Below are 18,886 nucleotides of genomic sequence, written 5' to 3'. Positions count from 1 at the left end.
GTCTCTGACGGCTACGCGCCGTCTCGCGTCTTTAGCTGGGGCCGGGGGCCGTGCTCGGACTCCCCTGCCCTCCTCTTCATGGACCCTAACGCGCGGCTCCCTCCGGGGAATCCCACGGAAGGAACTGTTCGCTGTGAGCGCAGGTACGGCGCCCTGACGGGCGCGCGGTGCCCGAATCACGAGGACCCCCGGAACCGTGACGGTTTCGGGGGCCTTCGCGTGCGCTAGGGACGCAGGCGTTACGCCTCGTCCTTCTTCTCCTCGGCGGAGTCGGCGGCGGCCTCGGTGGCCTCCTCCGTCTCCTCCTCGTCGTCCGAGAGGTCGACGATCTCGCCGTTGGTGTCCTTGACCGTGGCGGCCTCGACGACCGTGGCAAGGGCCTTTCCGCGGGCGACCTCGCCGACCAGCATCGGGACCTGGCCACCCTCGACGACGGCCTGGGCGAACTGGTCGGGGGACATACCGGAGGAGGCGGCGCGGCGCATGAGGTGCTCGGTGAGCTCCTCCTGGCTGACGTTCAGCTTCTCCTTGTTGACGAGCTCGTCGAGGACGAACTGCGTCTTGATGCCCTTGACCGCCTGCTCGCTGGTCTCGGCGTCGAACTCCTCGACCGTCTTGCCCTGGATCTCGAGGAACTTCTCGAGGTTCAGGCCCATCTGGGCGAGCTGGTGGTTCTCGAGGTTGTGCTTGCGGGTCTGGACCTCGTCCTCGAGGAGCTTCTCCGGGACGGGGACCTCGACCAGCTCGAGCAGCTTCTCGAGGACGCGCTCCTGGGCCTGGGTGGCCTGGTCGTTCAGCTTCTGGTTCTCGAGGCGCTTGCGGCTGTCGGCCTTCAGCTCGTCGAGGGTGTCGAACTCGGAGGCGAGCTGCGCGAACTCGTCGTCCAGCTCGGGCAGTTCACGCTTGGCGACCTGGCTCACCTTGACGGTGACCTCGGCGTCCTTGCCCTCGGCGGAACCGCCCTTGAGCTCGGAGGTGAAGGTGGCCTCGCCACCGGCCTCCAGGCCCTTGACGGCGTCGTCGATGCCGTCGAGGAGCTCGCCCGAGCCGATGGTGTACGAGACACCGGAGGCGACGCCGTCCTCGAGGACCTCGCCGTCGACCTTGGCCTCGAGGTCGATCGTCACGACGTCGCCGTCCTCGGCGGCGCGCTCGACCGGCGCGGTGGAGGCGAAGCGGTCGCGCAGCTGCTCGACGGCCTTGTCGACGTCCTCTTCGGTGACCTCGGTGGCGTCGACCTCGACCTCGATGCCGGAGTAGTCCGGGATCTCGATCGTCGGGCGGACGTCGACCTCAGCGGTGAAGTTCAGCGTCTCGCCGTCCTTCAGGTCCGTGATGTCGACCTCGGGCTGGCCGAGGACGTTGAGCTCCGCCTCGTTGACGGCCTCGGTGTAGAACTTCGGGAGCGCGTCGTTGACGGCCTCCTCGAGAACCGCACCGCGGCCGAAGCGCTGGTCGATGACGCGGGCGGGGATCTTGCCCTTGCGGAAGCCCTTCACCGTGACCTGCTGGTTGATCTTCTTGTACGCCGCGTCGAGGCTGTCCTTGAGCTCCTCGAAGGGCACCTCAATGCTGAGCCGAACCCGGGTCGGGTTCAGGGTCTCGACGGCGCTCTTCACGGTGGGTCTCCTTGGGGGCTGACTTCTGGGATCGTGCCCGGCTTTAGAGACACACGGGCATGCAGCTTGCATAGTAACGGCACGCCGCTGCTGACCCACAATGCGATCTTGGAGAACTCCGGAGCGGCCGGTCCCGGATGCGCCGGCCACCTTCCGAACGCTGGTCGGGGTGGCGGGATTTGAACCCACGGCCTTCCGCTCCCAAAGCGGACGCGCTACCAAGCTGCGCCACACCCCGTCGGTGCGACACGTAGGGTACATGCCCGCAGGCAGTGCGGCTCCCGCGTTTCGGGCCGGCGGGAAGAGGGTGTGCAATCGGCGCCCCCGACCCGCTACGATGCCTGCGTACCGCGGTCACCGACCAGCGGTGCGGCCGTGCGGGCGTAGCTCAATGGTAGAGCCCTAGTCTTCCAAACTAGCTACGCGGGTTCGATTCCCGTCGCCCGCTCTTGTGAAAGCCTCCGGCCCGTTTCCACTCCGCGTGGAAGCGGGCCGGAGGCTTTTCGCGGCTCCGTGCCGGGCGCCTGGCCGCCGCCTCAGAAATGGATCGCGCTGACGCTGTCCGCGACCGAGTTGAGGAAGTTGTTGATCGCCGGCGCCATTCCCGTCGATGCGAGGAAGAAGCCGAAGAGGATCGCGACTATGGCGGGCCCCGCTTTGAGCGAGCCGCCGCGCATGAGGACGACGAGGACGATCGCCAACAACAGCACAACTGACAGCGAAATGGCCACACTGATCACACCCTAGGTCGGTCCGCTCTCCCGGCCCGGGGGGTACAGGCCCCACCCCCCGCCAGAACCATCGTGCCACCAACCCGGCGCCCTTATGCGGCCCGTGACGCATCGTCGGCCACGTACCCGCGGGTTTCGGCTTGATCGTTTCTATCGCCCCGGCCGCCCCGCGCGCTCGCCCTTGGCGCGACCTGCAGGCTTTCTCCCAGTTTCCCCTTGGTTCCCACACAGGAAAACCTAGGAAATGTGATGTCCAATTACCGCCTGAACAGCACGGGGCAAAACGGTCATCCCGCCACGGCCCGCCGCGAGCGTTATGCGCCCTTTAAGCGGGATGAGCCGCGCAATAGTGGGCAAATCGACGGGGGCGGCTGCACAGAATCCCCATGTCGACCTCCAGGAAATCGGGGGTACCCGGAAACACCTAGGAGGAATCGAGTCGATGGTTTTACGAAATCACAGGCGCCCCACTAGGGTGCCTCAGATGTTCCACACTGCCATCATCCCCCACGGCGCAGTGCGACCCCTTACGGTCCCCCCGAGTTTCCGGTGGGAGGGCCAGTGACCAACTCGCTGTACCCACACGGCTCGAACCGCACCCCGCTGCCCCCGGCCGCGCGGCCTGCGGAAGACGCGGCTCCCCGGAACGACCAGCAGACCCCGGCGCCGAGCGCGCCCGCCCCGGCCCCCGCTCAGGCCGGCACCCCCAAGCCGAAGCAGCGCGACGCGTTCTTCGACAACGCCAAATATCTGGCCATCGTGTTCGTGGCGATGGGCCACTCCTGGGAACCGCTGACGGACGGCAGCCGCACCGCCGAGGCGCTGTACGAGATCGTCTACACGTTCCACATGCCGGCGTTCATCATCATCTCCGGCTATTTCTCGCGCAGCTTCGACATGCGGCCCGACCGGCTGCGGCGGCTCATCACCGGTGTCGCGGTGCCGTACGTGATCTTCGAGGTCGCGTACAGCTTCTTCAAGCGGTGGGCGGACGACGACCCCACGCATCCGATCAGCCTGCTGGATCCGTGGTTTCTGACCTGGTTCCTCGTCGCGCTGTTCATCTGGCGGCTCACCACCCCGATCTGGAAGATCGTCCGGTGGCCGATCCCGCTCTCCATCGCCATCGCGATACTCGCGTCGGTCTCCCCCGACATCGGTGACGACCTGGACCTGCAGCGCGTACTGCAGTTCCTGCCGTTCTTCGTACTCGGCCTGTTCCTCAAGCCCGAGCACTTCCAGCTCGTGCGGCGGCGCGAGGTGCGGATCCTGTCCGTGCCGATCGCGGCGTGCGCCTTCCTGCTCGCCTACTGGGCGGCTCCGCGCATGACGTCGGTGTGGTTCTACCACCGCGACAGCGCCCAGGAGCTGGGCGTCCCGTGGTGGGTCGGCGTCGTCATGACCTTCGCCCTGTTCGGCTGCTCGCTCGTGCTCACCGCGTGCTTCTTCGCGTGGGTGCCGGGGCGGAGGACGTGGTTCACGGTGCTCGGCGCCGGAACGCTGTACGGATATCTGCTGCACGGGTTCCTGGCGAAGGGCTCCCGGTTCTGGGGCTGGTTCGACGCGGACTGGATCCACACCCCGTACGGCGAGGTCGCCGTCACGCTCATCGCCGGCGCGGTCGTCACCGCCCTGTGCACACCGCCGGTGCAACGGATCTTCCGGTTCGCCATGGAGCCGAGGATGCCGTGGGCGTTCAAGAAGGACGCCACCGAGACGGCACGGGCCAGGCAGCGCGCCTGACGTGGTTCGGGTAAGGGTGGGACGGGGGAACCCGCCCACCCTTACCCGAACCACGAGGAGCCCGGTCTCATGCAGATCGACCTGACGGGACGCACCGCCCTGGTCACCGGATCCACCCAGGGCATCGGCGCCGCCATCGCGACGGGCCTGGCCCGCTCCGGGGCACGCGTGGGCGTCAACGGCCGGACCCGGGAGCGCGTCGACGAGGCGGTCGCCCGCATCGCCGCGGACGTACCGGGCGCGGATCTGGTGCCGGTGGCCGCCGACGTCACCACCGAGGACGGACTGCGGGACGCGGCGCGGGCGCTCCCCCACGTCGACATCCTGGTCAACAACCTCGGCATCTTCGGCTCCGCCGACCCGCTGGAGATCACCGACGACGAGTGGCGCCGCTACTTCGAGGTGAACGTGCTGGCCGCGGTCCGCCTCATCCGCCACTACCTGCCCGGCATGACCGAGCGCGGCTGGGGCCGGATCCAGAACATCGCCAGCGACTCCGCCGTGGTGATCCCCGCCGAGATGATCCACTACGGAATGTCCAAAACGGCCCTGCTCTCGGTGACCCGCGGCTTCGCGAAGCAGGCCGCCGGCAGCGGCGTCACCGTCAACTCCGTCATCGCGGGCCCCACCCACACGGGCGGCGTCGAGGACTTCGTCTACGAACTGGTCGACCGCTCGCTGCCCTGGGACGAGGCGCAGCGCGCCTTCATGCGCGAGCACCGCCCGCAGTCCCTGCTGCAGCGGCTGATCGAGCCCGAGGAGATCGCGAACATGGTGGTCTACCTGGCCTCCGACCTGTCGAGCGCGACGACCGGTGGCGCCCTGCGGGTGGACGGCGGCTACGTGGACTCGATCCTGCCGTAGGGCCTCTCCCCGCAGGAGGGGAGCTCAGTCGATCCCCAGGAGCGCGCGCATCCTCGCGTACTTCTGGGTCAGCCGAATCCGGGTCGGCTCGTCGAGGACGGCGAGGCGGCCCGGATTCGCGTTGTGCGCCAGGTCCGACTCCTTGACCAGGCGGGCGCCGGGAGTCGCGAGGATGCGCCGCGCGTACTCCTGCGGGGGCTCGCCCGCGCGCTTGGTCAGGGCCCGCACGATCGCCTTCGTCCGGTCCGGGAGCGCGGCATCGGCGAGCCACTGCTCCGTGAGCGCGTGGTCCTCGATCGCGTCGTGCAGCCAGGCCGCGGCGAGCTGCGCGTCGTCGCCTCCCCTGGTCCGCACCCCTTCGGCCACGGCCGCCAGATGCTCGGCATAGGGGCGGCCCGCCTTGTCCTGCTGGCCCTCGTGGGCCCGGCGCGCGAGCGCCTCCACTTCCGTGAGTGTGAGCATGCCGCCGACCCTCTCACACGGCTCCGGATACCCCCCTCAGGTCGTTTGGTAAGCTAAGTATTGACGTTTTCTTGACGCTCTCTTGACCAAAGCCTCTAGTCACTCCGGACGACCGGGCTTCAAGACCAAGGAGGATCGGGCCCATCGGACACGCAGACACCTTGATCGCCATGGGCGGCGCCTTCCTCGCCGCCGCCGTCCTCGCCCGCCTCGGCGGACGCATAGGACTTCCCACCATTCCGCTGTTCATCCTGGCCGGGATACTCCTCGGCCCCCACACGCCGGGCGTCGTGCTGCTCTCCGATCCGCACGACCTGGAGATGCTCTCCGCGCTCGGCCTCGTCCTGCTGCTCTTCTATCTCGGCCTCGAGTTTCACATGGACGACCTGAAGTCCGGGGGCCGCAAGATGGCCCTCGCCGGAGGGACGTACCTCGCGCTGAACGTCGGCGCCGGCCTCGGTTTCGGATTCGCCCTCGGCTGGGGCACATCCGAGGCTCTGGTCCTCGCCGGGGTGCTCGGCATCTCGTCGTCCGCGATCGTCACCAAGGTCCTCGTGGACACCGGCCGCCTCGGAAACCCCGAGACCAAGCCGATCCTCGGCATCATCGTGGTCGAGGACATCTTCCTCGCCCTGTACCTGGCCGCCCTGCAGCCGATCCTGTCCGGCGCGGACTCGCTGTCGGCCGCCGTGCTCGACGGCGGCAAGGCCTTCGGCTTCCTGCTGCTGCTCGCGCTCGCCGCACGGTTCGGCACCCGGATCGTCGGCAAGCTCTTCAACACCAAGGACGACGAACTCCTCGTCATCTCCTTCCTCGGCGTCGCCGTGTTCGTGGCCGGGGTCTCGGAGTGGTTCGGGGTCGCCGACGCCATCGGGGCGTTCATGGTCGGCCTGATGCTCGGCGCGACCTCGTCCGGCGAGCGGATCCGCACCCTGGTGCACCCGCTGCGGGACGCCTTCGGCGCGATCTTCTTCTTCGCGTTCGGGCTCTCCATCGACCCCGGCGACCTGCCGACCGTGCTGTGGCCGGTGCTCGCCGCGGTGGCCCTGACGCTCGTGATGAACGTCCTCGCGGGGCTCGGGGCCGCGAGGATCTACGGGTTCGGTTCGGGGCCCGCCGCGAACATCGCGACCACGCTGCTCGCACGCGGCGAGTTCGCGCTGATCCTCGCCACGATGGCGGCGGGCGCGGGGCTCGACGAACGCCTCTCGCCGTTCATCGCCGGGTACGTACTGCTGCTCGCGGTGCTCGGCCCGCTGGCGGCCGGCCGGTCCGAGTGGCTGGCCCGGATCCTGCCCGTCAAGGGGCGGTCACCGGCGGCCGAGGAACCACGGGTCAGCGTGGGGGTGTGACGGCTGCCCGCCGTGCGCTCACGCGTCCCGGCAGATCAGCAGCAGCGCCCGGTCGTCGTTGACGTCCTTGGCCACCGCCTCGATGAGGTGCCAGGCCGCGCCGTGGAAGCCGCCGGTGACATACCGGTCGGCTTCCCCGGTGAGGCGGTCGATGCCCTCGGTGATGTCCCGTTCGGAGGTCTCGACGAGACCGTCGGTGAACAGCATCAGCACGTCGCCGGGGCGCAGGGTCCCCTTCGTGGCGTCGAACTCGGCGCCGTCGTAGACGCCGAGGAGCGGGCCCTCGGCCGCCTTCTCCTCCCAGCGCCCGGTGCCCGCACTGAGCTGGAGGCCCGGCGGATGGCCCGCCGAGTACAGCTCGTAGTCCCCGGATTCGAGGTCGAGGACGAGGTGGATCGAGGTCGCGAAGCCCTCGTCCCAGTCCTGGCGGAGCAGATAGCCGTTGGCCGCGGGGAGGAAGGCGTGCGGCGGCAGTGAGCCGAGCAGTCCGCTGAAGGCACCGGCGAGCAGCAGGGCCCGGGAGGCCGCGTCCATGCCCTTGCCCGACACGTCCGTGAGGACGACCTCCAGGGTGCGCCCGTTGCCGGTGCGGGCCGCCACCACGAAGTCGCCGGAGAAGGACTGGCCGCCCGCCGGGCGCAGCGCCATCTCGCGGTGCCAGCCCTGCGGCAGCTTGGGCAGCCGGCTCTGCGTACGGATCCGCTCGCGCAGGTCGAAGAGCATGGTGCCGCCGCGCCGCCAGGGCACGCCGACCCGGCTGCGGAACTGGGCGATGAGCAGCCCGAAGAATCCGCAGGCCGCGACCGTGAGCACGGTGCCGGGCGTGACCCCGGCCGCCCGCTGCGTGTAGGGGCCGAGCTGGAACGATTCGACGATCAGCGCCGCGGCCGCCGCCGCGTACAGGCCGAGCAGGCTGGCGGGGCGCAGCAGCAGTCCGCCCGCGACGATCGGCAGGACGAGCATGGCGGGCGCGCACCACACCGGGTTCAGGATGGTGGCGAAGGCGATCAGCGGGATCGTGATGAGCAGTCCGGCGAGCGCGACCCAGTCCGAGCCGTCGCCACGGAAGTAGTCGACTCCCGATTTGCGCACGGCGGTGCGGACCCGGTGCACACGCATCCGCAACCGGGCCGGAAACGTATCGGCTTCCGCGCGCTGTTCGCGCCCTCGCCGCTCTCGTCGTACCGACATTGTTCGTGGACCTTATCCACCGGGTCCGGACCTGTGCACGGGAGGTCCCACTTGTCCCCCTTTTCGGGCACGCCCGTCAGCCCCGGTACGCGACGGAAATTCTCTCGCCCGCCGCTGCCCGCCCTGGTAGGGATGGCCTATGGCGACCGATCTGCGCACCTTGCGACACAGCGAATGGGACGAGTGGTACGCGAAACTCGAGCGGGCCTTCGGCGGGGTGGCCGAGTCCGCGGTGGAACGTGGTCTGTACCGGGAGCTGACCGTCCCGGACCGTTCCCTCGGGGTGTGGGACGGGGACGAGTGCGTGGGCACGGCGGGCGCCTTTCCGTTCCGTGTCTCGGTGCCCGGCGGCGCGTTCGTCGCCGCGGCGGGCGTGACGATGGTCAGTGTCGCGGCAACGCACCGCAGGCGCGGCATCCTGACCGAAATGATGCGCCGTCAGCTCGACGACGTACGCGGCTGGGGCGAGCCCCTGGCCGTGCTCACGGCGTCCGAGCCCGTGATCTACGGGCGGTTCGGCTACGGCACCGGGACCCGCAAGGCCACGGTGCGCATCGAGTCCCGGCAGGTACGGATCGACGCGCCCGCCGAGGCCGACGGGGTGCGGCTGCGGTACGTGGACCCGGCGGAGGGCGCCGAGCGGTGCGAGTCCGTGTATCTGCGGACCGTGGGCACGCGGCCGGGCATGCTCGCCCGGCTGCCGGGCTGGGAGCGGTTGCCGCTGCTCGACCCGGAGCAGGACCGGGGCGGGGCCTCGCCGCTGCAGTGCGTCGTGGCGGAGCGGGACGGCGAGCCGGTCGGCTTCACGCGCTTCCATGTCCGCCCCGACTCCGAGCACGGGGTGGACCGCAGCCGGGTCCTGGTGCGCGAGGCGACCGCCGTCGAGCCCGCGGCGTACGCGGCGCTGTGGCGGTTCCTGTGCGGCATCGACCTGACGGAGACCGTGGAGTGCGGGAACCTCCCGGTGGACGATCCGCTGTTCTCACTTGTCTCCGACATCCGCCGGTGCGACGTACGGGTGCGCGACTCGATGCACGTACGGCTGGTCGATGTGGCCGAGGCCCTTGAAGCGCGTACGTATCTCACCCCCGTGGACGTCGTGTTGGAGGTGCGGGACGCCTTCTGCCCCTGGAACGAGGGGCGTTGGCGGCTCGCGGGCGACGCGAAGGGCGGCGCGTCCTGCAAGCGCACCGAGGAGCCGGCCGATCTCGCGCTGTCCGTACGGGAGTTGGGCGCGGCCTACCTCGGCGACGTGTCACTGCTGGAGCTGGCCGGGGCCGGCCGGGTGCGGGAGCTGCGGCCGGGGGCGCTCGCGGAGGCGTCCGTGGCGTTCGGTTCGCCGGTCGCGCCGTGGCTGCCGCACGGGTTCTAGTTACGCGTATGTGCCGGTGGGCTGGCAGGTCGGGCACCAGAAGAGGTTGCGGGCCGCCAGCTCCGCCGTGCGGATCTCGGTGCCGCACAGGTGGCACGGCTGGGGCGCGCGCCGGTAGACGTAGACCTCGCCGCCGTGGTCGTCGACGCGCGGCGCGCGGTTCATCGCCTCGGGGGTGTGCTCGGGGCGGACGGTGTTGATGCGGTTGACGCGGACGCCGTCGTGCATGAGCGCCACCAGGTCGTCCCAGACGGCGGTGAGTTGGTCCGCGGTGAGGTGCTTTCCGGGGGTGTACGGGTCGATGCCGTGCCGGAAGAGGACCTCGGCGCGGTAGACGTTGCCGACGCCCGCGATCACCTTCTGGTCCATGAGGAGCGCGGCGATGGTGGTGCGGCTGCGGGAGATCCGCTCGTACGCCCTGGTGGGGTCCTCGCCCTCGCGCAGCGGGTCCGGGCCGAGGCGGTCGTGTATCGCCTGCTTCTCGGCGTCCGTGATCAGGGCGCAGGTGGTGGGGCCGCGGAGGTCCGCATAGTGGGTGTCGTTCGCCAGGCGGAGGCGGACGGTGTCCGTGGGCGGCGGGGCGGGGGTGGGGCCGAAGGTGTACTTGCCGAAGAGGCCGAGGTGGATGTGGACCCAGTGCTCCGCGCCGAACAGGAGGAAGAGGTGCTTGCCGTGGGCCTCGGTCCCGGTGAGTTCCTGGCCGGTGAGGAGGGCCGCGGCGTCGGAGAACTTGCCCTGGGGGCTGGTGACGGTGGCCGTGCGGCCGGCGAACTTCTCGGCGTGGTCCCGGGCGAGCCGGTGAATGGTGTGGCCCTCGGGCACGCCGGGTCCTTTCGGTAACCGTGGTTGACGTCTCGGGGCCCTGCCCCGGACCCCGCGCCTCAATCGCCGGCGGGGCTCGAAAGATCGGGGCTCCGCCCCGGACCCCGCTGCTCAATCGCCGCAGGGGCTTTAAAGGCCTGTCCTCAATCGCCGGCGGGGCTTGAATGGCCAAGCCCCGCCCGGGAGAGGTTCAGTCCTGCTGGGGGTGGTGCGCCGGGATGGCCGGGAGGACGCCGGACGTCTCGTACGCCGACAGCATGTCGATGCGGCGCTGGTGGCGCTCCTCATTGGAGTACGGCGTCGCCAGGAAGATCTCGACGAACTTCGTCGCCTCCTCCTCCGTGTGCATCCGCCCACCGATGGAGATCACGTTCGCGTTGTTGTGCTCGCGACCGAGCGCAGCGGTCTGCTCGCTCCAGGCGAGGGCCGCACGCACGCCCTTGACCTTGTTCGCGGCGATCTGCTCGCCGTTGCCGGAGCCGCCGATCACGATGCCGAGGGCGTCCGGGTCCGCCGCCGTCCGCTCCGCGGCGCGGAGACAGAACGGCGGGTAGTCGTCCTGGGCGTCGTAGATGTGGGGCCCGCAGTCGACGGGCTCGTGGCCGTGGGCCTTGAGCCATTCGACGAGGTGGTTCTTGAGTTCGTAGCCGGCATGATCCGAGCCGAGGTACACGCGCATGGGTCCGAGTGTGGCACGTCGCGCGCCGGGTAGCCGCTTCCGGGTGCCCGCCTGCCGCCCGTCGTGACCTTGACAACGATCCGGACTCAAAGCTTCCGATCGGGTCCCTCGGTGCGTTGAATGCGAACGCACGTTTACCGCAAACGTAAGGACCCGTGCACATGACCACGCAGTCGCCCCCCACCTCCGGGGCCGCATCCGAGACGCCGCCCACCGGCGACGGCGAACTCAAGGCAGGGCTGAAGAACCGGCACCTGTCGATGATCGCCATCGGTGGCGTGATCGGAGCCGGACTGTTCGTCGGCTCCGGCTCCGGCATCGCCGCCGCCGGACCCGCCATCCTCATCTCGTACGCCCTCGTCGGTGCGATGGTCGTCCTCGTGATGCGGATGCTGGGCGAGATGGCCGCCGCGCGGCCGTCCTCCGGCTCCTTCTCCGCCTACGCCGACCAGGCCCTGGGCCGCTGGGCCGGGTTCTCCATCGGCTGGCTCTACTGGTTCTTCTGGGTCGTGGTGCTCGCCGTCGAGGCCACGGCGGGAGCCAAGATCCTCAACGGCTGGATACCCGGCGTACCGCAGTGGGGCTGGGCCCTGATCGTCATGGTCGTGCTCACGGCCGTGAACCTGGCGGCCGTCGGCTCCTACGGCGAGTTCGAGTTCTGGTTCGCCGGGATCAAGGTCGTCGCGATCGCCGCGTTCGTGATCGTCGGTCTGCTCGCCGTGTTCGGCCTGCTGCCGGGCTCGGACAACCCGGGCAGCGGGCTCGGGCATCTGACCGACTCCGGCGGCTTCTTCCCCGAGGGGCCCGGCGCCATCCTCACCGGTGTGCTGATGGTCGTCTTCTCCTTCATGGGGTCCGAGATCGTCACGCTCGCCGCCGGTGAGTCCGAGGACCCGCAGAAGGCCGTCACCAAGGCCACGAACTCCGTGATCTGGCGCATCGGCATCTTCTACCTCGGCTCGATCTTCGTCGTCCTGACGCTGCTGCCGTGGAACGACCCGTCGATCACCAAGGACGGTTCGTACGTCGCCGCGCTGAACTCCATCGGCATCCCGCACGCCGGGCAGGTCATGGACGTCATCGTGCTGACCGCCGTGCTCTCCTGCCTGAACTCGGGCCTCTACACCGCCTCCCGCATGGCCTTCTCGCTCGGGCAGCGGGGCGACGCCCCGAAGGCCTTCGCGAAGACCACCTCGCGCGGTGTGCCGCGGGCCGCGATCCTCGGCTCCGTCGTCTTCGGGTTCCTCGCCGTCTGGTTCAACTACCAGTGGCCGGACACCGTCTTCAACTTCCTGCTGAACTCCTCCGGAGCCGTCGCGCTGTTCGTGTGGCTCGTCATCTGCTTCACGCAGCTGAAGATGCGCGGCATGATCCTGCGGGATCAGCCGGAGAAGCTCGTCGTGAAGATGTGGCTGTTCCCGTACCTGACGTGGGCCACGATCGCGGCGATCTCGTTCGTGCTCGTGTACATGCTGACGGATGACGCGGGGCGTGAGCAGGTCCTTCTGTCGCTGCTCGTCGCGGCGTTCGTGGTCGGGTTCTCGCTTGTTCGTGAGCGGTTGGCTCAGCGCAAGGCGTGAGTGTTTCGCGGGTCCGGGGTCGGCGTCACGGGGCGCTGCCCCGGACCCCACGCCTCAATCGCCGGCGGGGCTCGATGTTGCTGGCGTGAACGTCTGCTTCACCTTCTCGTACATCGCGCGCGCCCGGCCCTCCACCTCCGGCCGGTACCACGTCCCCACCTGGTACGACCTGTTTCCCCGTTCGAAGCCGAGGAGTTCGGCGTGCCAGCGGGCGCCCTTGAGGGTGAAGAGGTACTCCCAGACCACGGCGGGGCGGCCGCGGAACGTGGTACGGGTCAGGCGGAGCTTTCGGTAGTCCTGGCCCTGGTGGGCGGCGCGTTCGGACTTCTGCCATGTCGCCAGGAGGTCGTCCTTCGCGAGGGCCGACTGGGCGACGAGCTCCTGCGTGCCGTCCGGTGCCGTGTAGTGCACCTCGGACGCCGTCTTCACCACCCGCTCCCAGCCCTTCGGCGGCACCCACGCGAACCCCGCCTCCCGCCGCGCCCCGGCCGGAAGGCTCTCGGTCGGCGGCCGTGACGTGCCCTCGACGGTGGGCGGCCGTGACGTCGTGGGGGTCGCGCCGCCCGCGCGCGGGTCGCCGTTCGGCAGCGTGAGGGCGAGGGCCACCGCGAGGCCCGCGGCCAGTACTCCCCCGGCCGCGACGAGCGTGGTCCTGCGGCGGTGGCGGCCCGCAGTCGCGGCCCGCGGTGCCGCGGGTTCCGGCTTCGGTTCCGCGTGCTCCGGCTTCGGTTCCGGGCGGCGCAGGCCGATGTCGAGGGTGCGGGTCGCGGGCGGGGGCGCCTGCGGGGTCTTCGGCGTCTCGGCGGGCGCCAGCGCCAGGGCCACCGCGTCGACGTCGGGGCGGTCCTGCGGCTCCTTCGCGAGCAGGCCGGTCAGGAGCGGGCTCAGCGGACCCGCCTCCGGGGGCAGTCGCGGCTCCTCGTAGAGGACGGCGTGCAGGGTCGCGAGCGTCGTCTCGCGGGCGAACGGCGAGCTGCCGCCGAGCGCCGCGCACAGCGTCGCCCCGAGGGACCAGAGGTCGGACGGCGGCCCCTGCGGGCGGCCCGCGACCCGCTCGGGCGCCATGTAGTCGGGCGAGCCGACCAGCATGCCGACCATGGTGAGCGCCTTGGCGTCCTGGATCGCGGCGATGCCGAAGTCGGTGAGCATCACGCGGCGCCGCCCCACGCGCTCGATCAGTACGTTGCCGGGCTTGATGTCCCGGTGCAGGACGCCGCCCGCGTGCACCTGGCGCAGCGCCCCCGCGAGGCTCAGGCCGATCCGCGCGACCTCGTCCGGGGACAGCGGTCCGTCCTCGACGAGGATCTGGTCCAGGGACCGGCCGTCGACCAGCTCCATGACGATCCACAGCCGTTCGCCCTCGTCGACGACGTCGTAGACGCGCACCACGCCCGGGTGGTCGATGCGGGCGGTGGCGCGGGCCTCGCGCAGCGTGCGCTCGCGGCGGGTGCGGGCGTCCTCGGGGTCGAGCCCATCGATGCGCATTTCCTTGACGGCGACCCGGCGGTCGAGCATTTCGTCCACCGCGCGCCACACGCGTCCCATTCCCCCCTGGCCTATGGATTCGTCCAGGCGGTAGCGGGAAGCCACCACCAGCCCCTGAACGCCTCCGCTCGCGTTTCCAGGCAATCGACTGCACCCCCGAAACACAGAGAAGCACAAAGTCGGCACTTCGCGCCGCCCCAGCATAGTGCGGAGGAATCTTGTGGTACCTCTTCAAGTGCCGTGAATTCGACGGTGGTTGGGGGATCGTGAAACACCAAGGGGGACGAACATGGGGTCACGACGTCGGGTCAAAATTGCCGGGTCGCTGTGCGCGGCCGCGGTGACGGCGGGCATGGTGCTGCCGGGCGCCGCGGCGGCGGACGACACACCTGGTCCGGGCAGCGGTGAGGGCGGCAAGGCGGTGGACGAGGCGCCCGCCGGGGTGAAGCTCACCACGGCGCTGCCGAAGCAGATCTCGGCCGACAACAGGACCGGGGAGACGCAGAATCTGCTCGCGACCGTCGGCAATGAGGGGAGCAAGGGAAGCGGCCGGATCCATCTGGCCGTGGTGGGATTCGACGGGCTCGTGGTGAAGGATGTGCCGGGCTGCACCGCGATACCGGAAAGCAAATTGCCGAAAGGATCCAACAGCGGTTTCTCCTGCCCCATAAACAACCTGAAGGCAGGGAAAACACAGTCGTACAAGGTCGCCGCGACCTTCGATCTCGAAAAGACCGGAAAGATCTGTCTGCCGGTGCAGAGCGGGGACGCGAAGAAGACGTACTGGCAGCAGGGGCCGGTGCCGTTCGGCACGACGAGCCCCTCGCCGAACGCGCCCGTCACGCCGCTGCTGCTCGGCACGGAGAACAAGCCGGCCGCCCCTGCCGGCGACAAAGGCGACAAGGGCGGCGGGGACAGGACGGGCGGCGAGGAGAACCTGCCGTCGACCGGTGTCGGTGACGACGTGCTGCCGCTCGGCGCGGCGGGCGCGGCGCTGCTCGCGGCCGGCGGGGCGGGCCTGTGGTGGACCCGCCGGACCGGACCGGGCGCGCGCTAGGCGGCTACTTGCCGGCGAGCTTCCAGGCGGTGGGCAGCGCGCCCATCGCCAGGGCCGCCTTGAGGACGTCACCGAGCAGGAACGGGGTGAGTCCCGCGGCGATCGCGGCCGTGAGGCTCATCCCGGCCGACAGGGCGAGGTACGGCACGCCCACCGCGTAGATGATGGCCTCGCCGAGCAGGAACGTTCCCGCGGTGCGCAGCATCGAGCGGTCGCCGCCGCGCCGGGCGAGCGCGCCGACCGCGGCCGACGCCAGCAGCAGGCCGACGACGTAGCCGAACGAGGCCATCGCCATGCCCGAGCCGCCCTCCGCGAACCACGGCACCCCGGCCATGCCCGCGAGCGCGTACACGGCGAGCGCGAGGAAGCCGCGGCGGGCGCCGAGCGCGGTGCCGACGAGCAGCGCGGCGAAGGTCTGTCCGGTGACCGGGACCGGCGAACCCGGCACCGGGATCGCGATCTGCGCGGCGATGCCGGTGAGGGCGGCGCCACCGAGGACCAGGGCGATGTCCTTGGTGCGGGAGGCAGGGAGAAGGTCGGCCAGGACCTTGCCCGGACGGGCGGTCGTGACAGCGGCGGTGCTCATGGGGACTCCGCGTTCAGTGAGAGGACCTTGCGGTCGGGGCAGGGTGGGACTTTGTGACGCTATCCCGGGGGTGTTGCGGCGATCACGGTCGCCGGTCGACAAAGGGCCCTGTGCGGTGTTGGTGGGCTCCGAACAAACAACGGCACCTACACCTCGTACAAGGTGATGCTCGTCACGGGGCGAGTCCGTTTTGCACGTCGGGGTGCTCGAACGGGAGACTGTAGGTTCCCGCCAAACCGCGCACCCGCGCGCACCGCACATCCGAGATCGGCTGAAGCCCCATGCAAGACGAACCACTCTCCGCCGGGCTGAAGCAGCGCCACCTCACGATGCTCGGCCTCGGCGGGGTCATCGGCGCCGGACTGTTCGTCGGTTCGGGCGCCGGCATCGCGGTCGCGGGTCCCGGCATCGTCGTCTCGTACCTGATCGCGGGCGCGCTCGCGATGCTGGTGATGCGGATGCTCGGCGAGATGTCCGCCGCGATGCCCGCGTCCGGTTCCTTCTCGGTGCACGCGGAGCGCGCGCTCGGCAAGTGGGCGGGGTTCAGCGTCGGCTGGCTCTACTGGTTCATGCTCGTCGTGGTGCTCGCCGTCGAGGCGACGGGCGCGGCGCAGATCGCGAACGGGTGGGTGCCGGGCGTCCCGCAGTGGGCGTGGGTGCTGCTCTTCATGGTGGTCTTCACGGTCGCCAACCTGACGGCGGTGAAGAACTTCGGCGAGTTCGAGTTCTGGTTCGCGGCCCTCAAGGTCTTCGCGATCGTCGCGTTCCTGGTGCTCGGCGCCCTCGCGATCTTCGGCCTGCTGCCGGACACGGATCCGGTCGGCCTCACCCATCTGACCGGGGACGGCGGCTTCCTGCCGCACGGCTGGTCGGGCGTCATCTCGGGCGTGCTCGCGGTCGTCTTCGCGTTCGGCGGCCTGGAGGTCGTCACGATCGCGGCCGCCGAGTCCGAGGACCCGGCCCGCTCGGTGGCGCGCGCGGTGCGCAGCGCGGTGTACCGGATCCTGTTCTTCTACGTCGGGTCGATGCTGGTCATCGTGACCGTGCTGCCCTGGACGGCGCAGAAGGCGGGGATCAGCCCGTACGTCACCGTCCTCGACTCGATCGGCGTCCCGTCGGCGGCGCAGATCATGAACATCGTGGTGTTCGTGGCGCTGCTCTCGGCGCTGAACGCCAACCTCTACGGCTCCTCCCGCATGATCTTCTCGCTGGCCGAGCGGGCCGAGGCGCCGAAGTCGCTGCTGAAGGTGAGCGGCGGCGGGGTGCCGCGCCGCGCGGTCCTGGCGTCGGTGGCCTTCGGCTTCATCTCGGTGCTGCTCAACCTGGAGTGGCCGGACACGATCTTCCTCTACATGCTCAACTCGGTCGGCGCGGTGCTGCTGTTCGTGTGGGCGCTGATCGCCGTGTCCCAGCTGCGACTGCGGCGGCGCATCGAGCAGGAGGCCCCGGAGCGGCTCGTGTTGAAGATGTGGGCGTTCCCCTGGCTGACCTGGGCGGCGATCGCCGCGATGGCCGTGGTCTTCGGCCTGATGCTGACCGATTCGACGGCGCGGCCGCAGCTGCTGTGGTCGAGCGGGGCGACGCTGCTGGTCCTCGCGGTCGCGGGCGTACGGGAGTTGCGCGCGCGGCGTGCCTGAACGGTGGCCACGCGTTCACCGAACGTCGACATGATCGTCGCGGCGTGTGAGCGTGGTGTCCGTATACCGGAAACCTATTCCCTGTGAGCGGGCCGTGCGCCGAGACTGTGGCAGTTTTACGCACCGTTTACGCCAGGACCGTCACCGCTACTGAACAGGGCACACCCATGTCTGGGAACTCAGCGCAGTCCACAGCAGAGAGTGCGGACGCGCGGCCGGAGGGACAGGAGCCGGCCGAGCCGTCGCTGTCGCACGGCCTCAAGCAGCGCCATCTTTCCATGATCGCGCTCGGCGGCGTGATCGGCGCGGGGCTCTTCGTGGGCTCCGGCACGGCGATCGCCGCCGCGGGCCCGTCGATCATCCTCGCCTACGCGATATCCGGCGCGCTCGTCATGCTCGTGATGCGCATGCTGGGCGAGATGGCGGCCGCGTACCCGGCATCGGGCTCGTTCTCGGTGCACGCCGAGCGGGGCATCGGGCCGTGGGCCGGGTTCACCGCCGGCTGGTCGTTCTGGTTCCTGCTCTGCGTGGCCGTCGGCCTGGAGGGCATCGGCGCCGCCGGGATCGTGCACGGCTGGGTGCCCGGCGTTCCGGAGTGGGCCTGGGTGGCCCTCTTCATGCTGCTGTTCACGGTCACGAACCTGTCGGCCGTGAAGAACTTCGGTGAGTTCGAGTTCTGGTTCGCCGCCCTCAAGGTCGCCGCGATCGTGCTCTTCCTCGTCATCGGCGTCCTGGCGATCCTCGGTGTGCTGCCCGACGTCGACGCCCCCGGCATGTCCAACCTCACCGGCCACGGCGGCTTCATGCCGAACGGCACGGAGGGGCTGATCGTCGGCCTGCTCGCATCGGTCTTCGCGTACGGCGGTCTGGAGACGGTGACGATCGCCGCCGCCGAGTCCGAGCACCCGATCCAGGGCGTCGCGAAGGCGGTCCGCACGGCGATGTGGCGCATCGCCCTCTTCTACGTCGGCTCGATGGCGGTCGTCGTGGTCCTCCTGCCCTGGACGGCGAAGGAGATCCCGACCAAGGGCCCGTACGTCGCCACGCTCGACCACCTGGGCGTCCCCGCGGCCGGTCAGATCATGAACGTGGTCATCCTCGTGGCGCTGCTCTCCGCCATGAACGCCAACATCTACGGCGCCTCCCGCATGGCCAGCTCGCTGGTCGCCCGCGGCATGGGCCCGAAGGTCATCGGCAAGGTCACGAGCGGTGTGCCGCGCGTCGCCGTCCTGATGTCGGCGGTATTCGGCTTCGTCTGCGTGCTGCTCAGCTACTGGCGCCCGGACGACGTCTTCGCCTGGCTGCTCAACACCATCGGCGCGATCATCCTCGTCGTCTGGTTCTTCATCGCCGTCTCCCAGCTGGTGCTGCGCCGCAAGCTGGAGCGCGAGGCGCCGGAGAAGCTGGTCGTGAAGATGTGGGCGTACCCCTACCTGACGATCCTGGCGCTCGTCGGCATGGTCGCCGTCTTCGTCCTGATGGCCCGCGAGCACGACACGCGGATCCAGCTGTACTTCTCGGGCGGCCTCGCGGTCATTCTCGCGGCCGTCGGCTACGCGCGGCAGAAGCTGGCCGAGAAGAAGTAGCCGCACCCGGTTCAACGTTCAACGCGAAGGGCCCCCGGACCACTTGGTCCGGGGGCCCTTTCGTTGTGCCCGACACTCCTGCTGTTAGCCTGCACTTGCAAGAGAGTTGCAATAAGCAGT

At 69.9% G+C, this 18,886-nt stretch carries 16 protein-coding genes and 2 tRNA genes; 9 read left to right on the top strand and 9 right to left on the bottom strand.

Annotation, left to right across the window (positions count from 1 at the left end; genetic code table 11):
* Window positions 1-239: 239 nt before the first annotated feature.
* On the bottom strand, window positions 240-1,619 hold the full coding sequence (gene tig, locus ACY34M_RS02030) for a trigger factor (protein WP_462717276.1): 1,380 nt from the start codon (window positions 1,617-1,619) through the stop codon (window positions 240-242).
* Between the two features lie 161 nt (window positions 1,620-1,780).
* Window positions 1,781-1,857, bottom strand: a tRNA-Pro gene (locus tag ACY34M_RS02025).
* 139 nt (window positions 1,858-1,996) lie between these two features.
* Between ACY34M_RS02025 and ACY34M_RS02020 the strand changes: the two genes are divergently transcribed.
* A tRNA-Gly gene (locus ACY34M_RS02020) sits at window positions 1,997-2,067 on the top strand.
* Between the two features lie 88 nt (window positions 2,068-2,155).
* Here the strand turns inward: ACY34M_RS02020 and ACY34M_RS02015 are convergent.
* Window positions 2,156-2,350: a hypothetical protein gene (locus ACY34M_RS02015; protein WP_462717275.1), complete on the bottom strand. Its 195-nt coding sequence runs from the start codon at window positions 2,348-2,350 to the stop codon at window positions 2,156-2,158.
* A 561-nt stretch (window positions 2,351-2,911) separates the two neighbouring features.
* Between ACY34M_RS02015 and ACY34M_RS02010 the strand changes: the two genes are divergently transcribed.
* Window positions 2,912-4,093 (top strand): acyltransferase family protein, encoded by a 1,182-nt coding sequence (locus tag ACY34M_RS02010; protein ID WP_462717274.1) that lies wholly within the window; start codon window positions 2,912-2,914, stop codon window positions 4,091-4,093.
* A 69-nt stretch (window positions 4,094-4,162) separates the two neighbouring features.
* Complete coding sequence (locus ACY34M_RS02005) at window positions 4,163-4,957, top strand: SDR family NAD(P)-dependent oxidoreductase (RefSeq protein ID WP_462717273.1); 795 nt, start codon at window positions 4,163-4,165, stop codon at window positions 4,955-4,957.
* 24 nt (window positions 4,958-4,981) lie between these two features.
* Here ACY34M_RS02005 and ACY34M_RS02000 read toward each other — a convergent pair whose 3' ends face one another.
* Window positions 4,982-5,419 carry an HD domain-containing protein gene (locus ACY34M_RS02000; protein WP_462717272.1) on the bottom strand — a complete coding sequence of 146 codons (438 nt, stop codon included), beginning with the start codon at window positions 5,417-5,419 and terminating at the stop codon, window positions 4,982-4,984.
* Window positions 5,420-5,589: 170 nt separating this feature from the next.
* Between ACY34M_RS02000 and ACY34M_RS01995 the strand changes: the two genes are divergently transcribed.
* The gene (locus tag ACY34M_RS01995) at window positions 5,590-6,771 is read left to right on the top strand and encodes a cation:proton antiporter (RefSeq protein ID WP_462717271.1); all 1,182 of its coding nucleotides are present in this window, start codon (window positions 5,590-5,592) and stop codon (window positions 6,769-6,771) included.
* Window positions 6,772-6,789: 18 nt separating this feature from the next.
* Here the strand turns inward: ACY34M_RS01995 and ACY34M_RS01990 are convergent, their stop codons facing one another.
* Window positions 6,790-7,962, bottom strand: coding sequence for a PP2C family protein-serine/threonine phosphatase (locus ACY34M_RS01990; RefSeq protein ID WP_462717270.1), 1,173 nt, complete (start codon window positions 7,960-7,962; stop codon window positions 6,790-6,792).
* 139 nt (window positions 7,963-8,101) lie between these two features.
* On the opposite strand from ACY34M_RS01990, the gene ACY34M_RS01985 reads away from it, so the two are divergent.
* The gene (locus tag ACY34M_RS01985) at window positions 8,102-9,334 is read left to right on the top strand and encodes a GNAT family N-acetyltransferase (protein WP_462717269.1); all 1,233 of its coding nucleotides are present in this window, start codon (window positions 8,102-8,104) and stop codon (window positions 9,332-9,334) included.
* Here ACY34M_RS01985 and ACY34M_RS01980 read toward each other — a convergent pair whose 3' ends face one another.
* Together ACY34M_RS01980 and ACY34M_RS01975 are read right to left on the bottom strand one after the other, a co-directional pair.
* Window positions 9,335-10,156, bottom strand: coding sequence for an Fpg/Nei family DNA glycosylase (locus tag ACY34M_RS01980; RefSeq protein ID WP_462717268.1), 822 nt, complete (start codon window positions 10,154-10,156; stop codon window positions 9,335-9,337).
* A gap of 190 nt (window positions 10,157-10,346) precedes the next feature.
* Window positions 10,347-10,835, bottom strand: a complete 489-nt coding sequence (locus ACY34M_RS01975; protein ID WP_399230799.1) for a ribose-5-phosphate isomerase — start codon at window positions 10,833-10,835, stop codon at window positions 10,347-10,349.
* Between the two features lie 161 nt (window positions 10,836-10,996).
* Between ACY34M_RS01975 and ACY34M_RS01970 the strand changes: the two genes are divergently transcribed.
* Complete coding sequence (locus tag ACY34M_RS01970) at window positions 10,997-12,415, top strand: amino acid permease (RefSeq protein WP_462717267.1); 1,419 nt, start codon at window positions 10,997-10,999, stop codon at window positions 12,413-12,415.
* Window positions 12,416-12,469: 54 nt separating this feature from the next.
* Here ACY34M_RS01970 and ACY34M_RS01965 read toward each other — a convergent pair whose 3' ends face one another.
* Window positions 12,470-13,960: a serine/threonine-protein kinase gene (locus tag ACY34M_RS01965; RefSeq protein ID WP_462717266.1), complete on the bottom strand. Its 1,491-nt coding sequence runs from the start codon at window positions 13,958-13,960 to the stop codon at window positions 12,470-12,472.
* A 229-nt stretch (window positions 13,961-14,189) separates the two neighbouring features.
* Here ACY34M_RS01965 and ACY34M_RS01960 point away from each other — a divergent pair, with 229 nt between their 5' ends.
* Window positions 14,190-14,957 carry an LPXTG cell wall anchor domain-containing protein gene (locus ACY34M_RS01960; protein ID WP_462717265.1) on the top strand — a complete coding sequence of 256 codons (768 nt, stop codon included), beginning with the start codon at window positions 14,190-14,192 and terminating at the stop codon, window positions 14,955-14,957.
* A gap of 4 nt (window positions 14,958-14,961) precedes the next feature.
* Here ACY34M_RS01960 and ACY34M_RS01955 read toward each other — a convergent pair whose 3' ends face one another.
* Window positions 14,962-15,543 carry a biotin transporter BioY gene (locus tag ACY34M_RS01955; protein ID WP_462717264.1) on the bottom strand — a complete coding sequence of 194 codons (582 nt, stop codon included), beginning with the start codon at window positions 15,541-15,543 and terminating at the stop codon, window positions 14,962-14,964.
* Window positions 15,544-15,824: 281 nt separating this feature from the next.
* Between ACY34M_RS01955 and ACY34M_RS01950 the strand changes: the two genes are divergently transcribed.
* Window positions 15,825-17,180 (top strand): amino acid permease, encoded by a 1,356-nt coding sequence (locus ACY34M_RS01950; RefSeq protein ID WP_462717263.1) that lies wholly within the window; start codon window positions 15,825-15,827, stop codon window positions 17,178-17,180.
* 167 nt (window positions 17,181-17,347) lie between these two features.
* Window positions 17,348-18,766 (top strand): amino acid permease, encoded by a 1,419-nt coding sequence (locus ACY34M_RS01945; protein ID WP_462717262.1) that lies wholly within the window; start codon window positions 17,348-17,350, stop codon window positions 18,764-18,766.
* The last annotated feature ends 120 nt before the right edge of the window (window positions 18,767-18,886 follow it).

The organism is Streptomyces sp. EDA2-14, from assembly GCF_054963755.1.
Note: the sequence above shows the minus strand (reverse complement) of the source record. Positions and strands in the feature narration are given on the sequence as shown.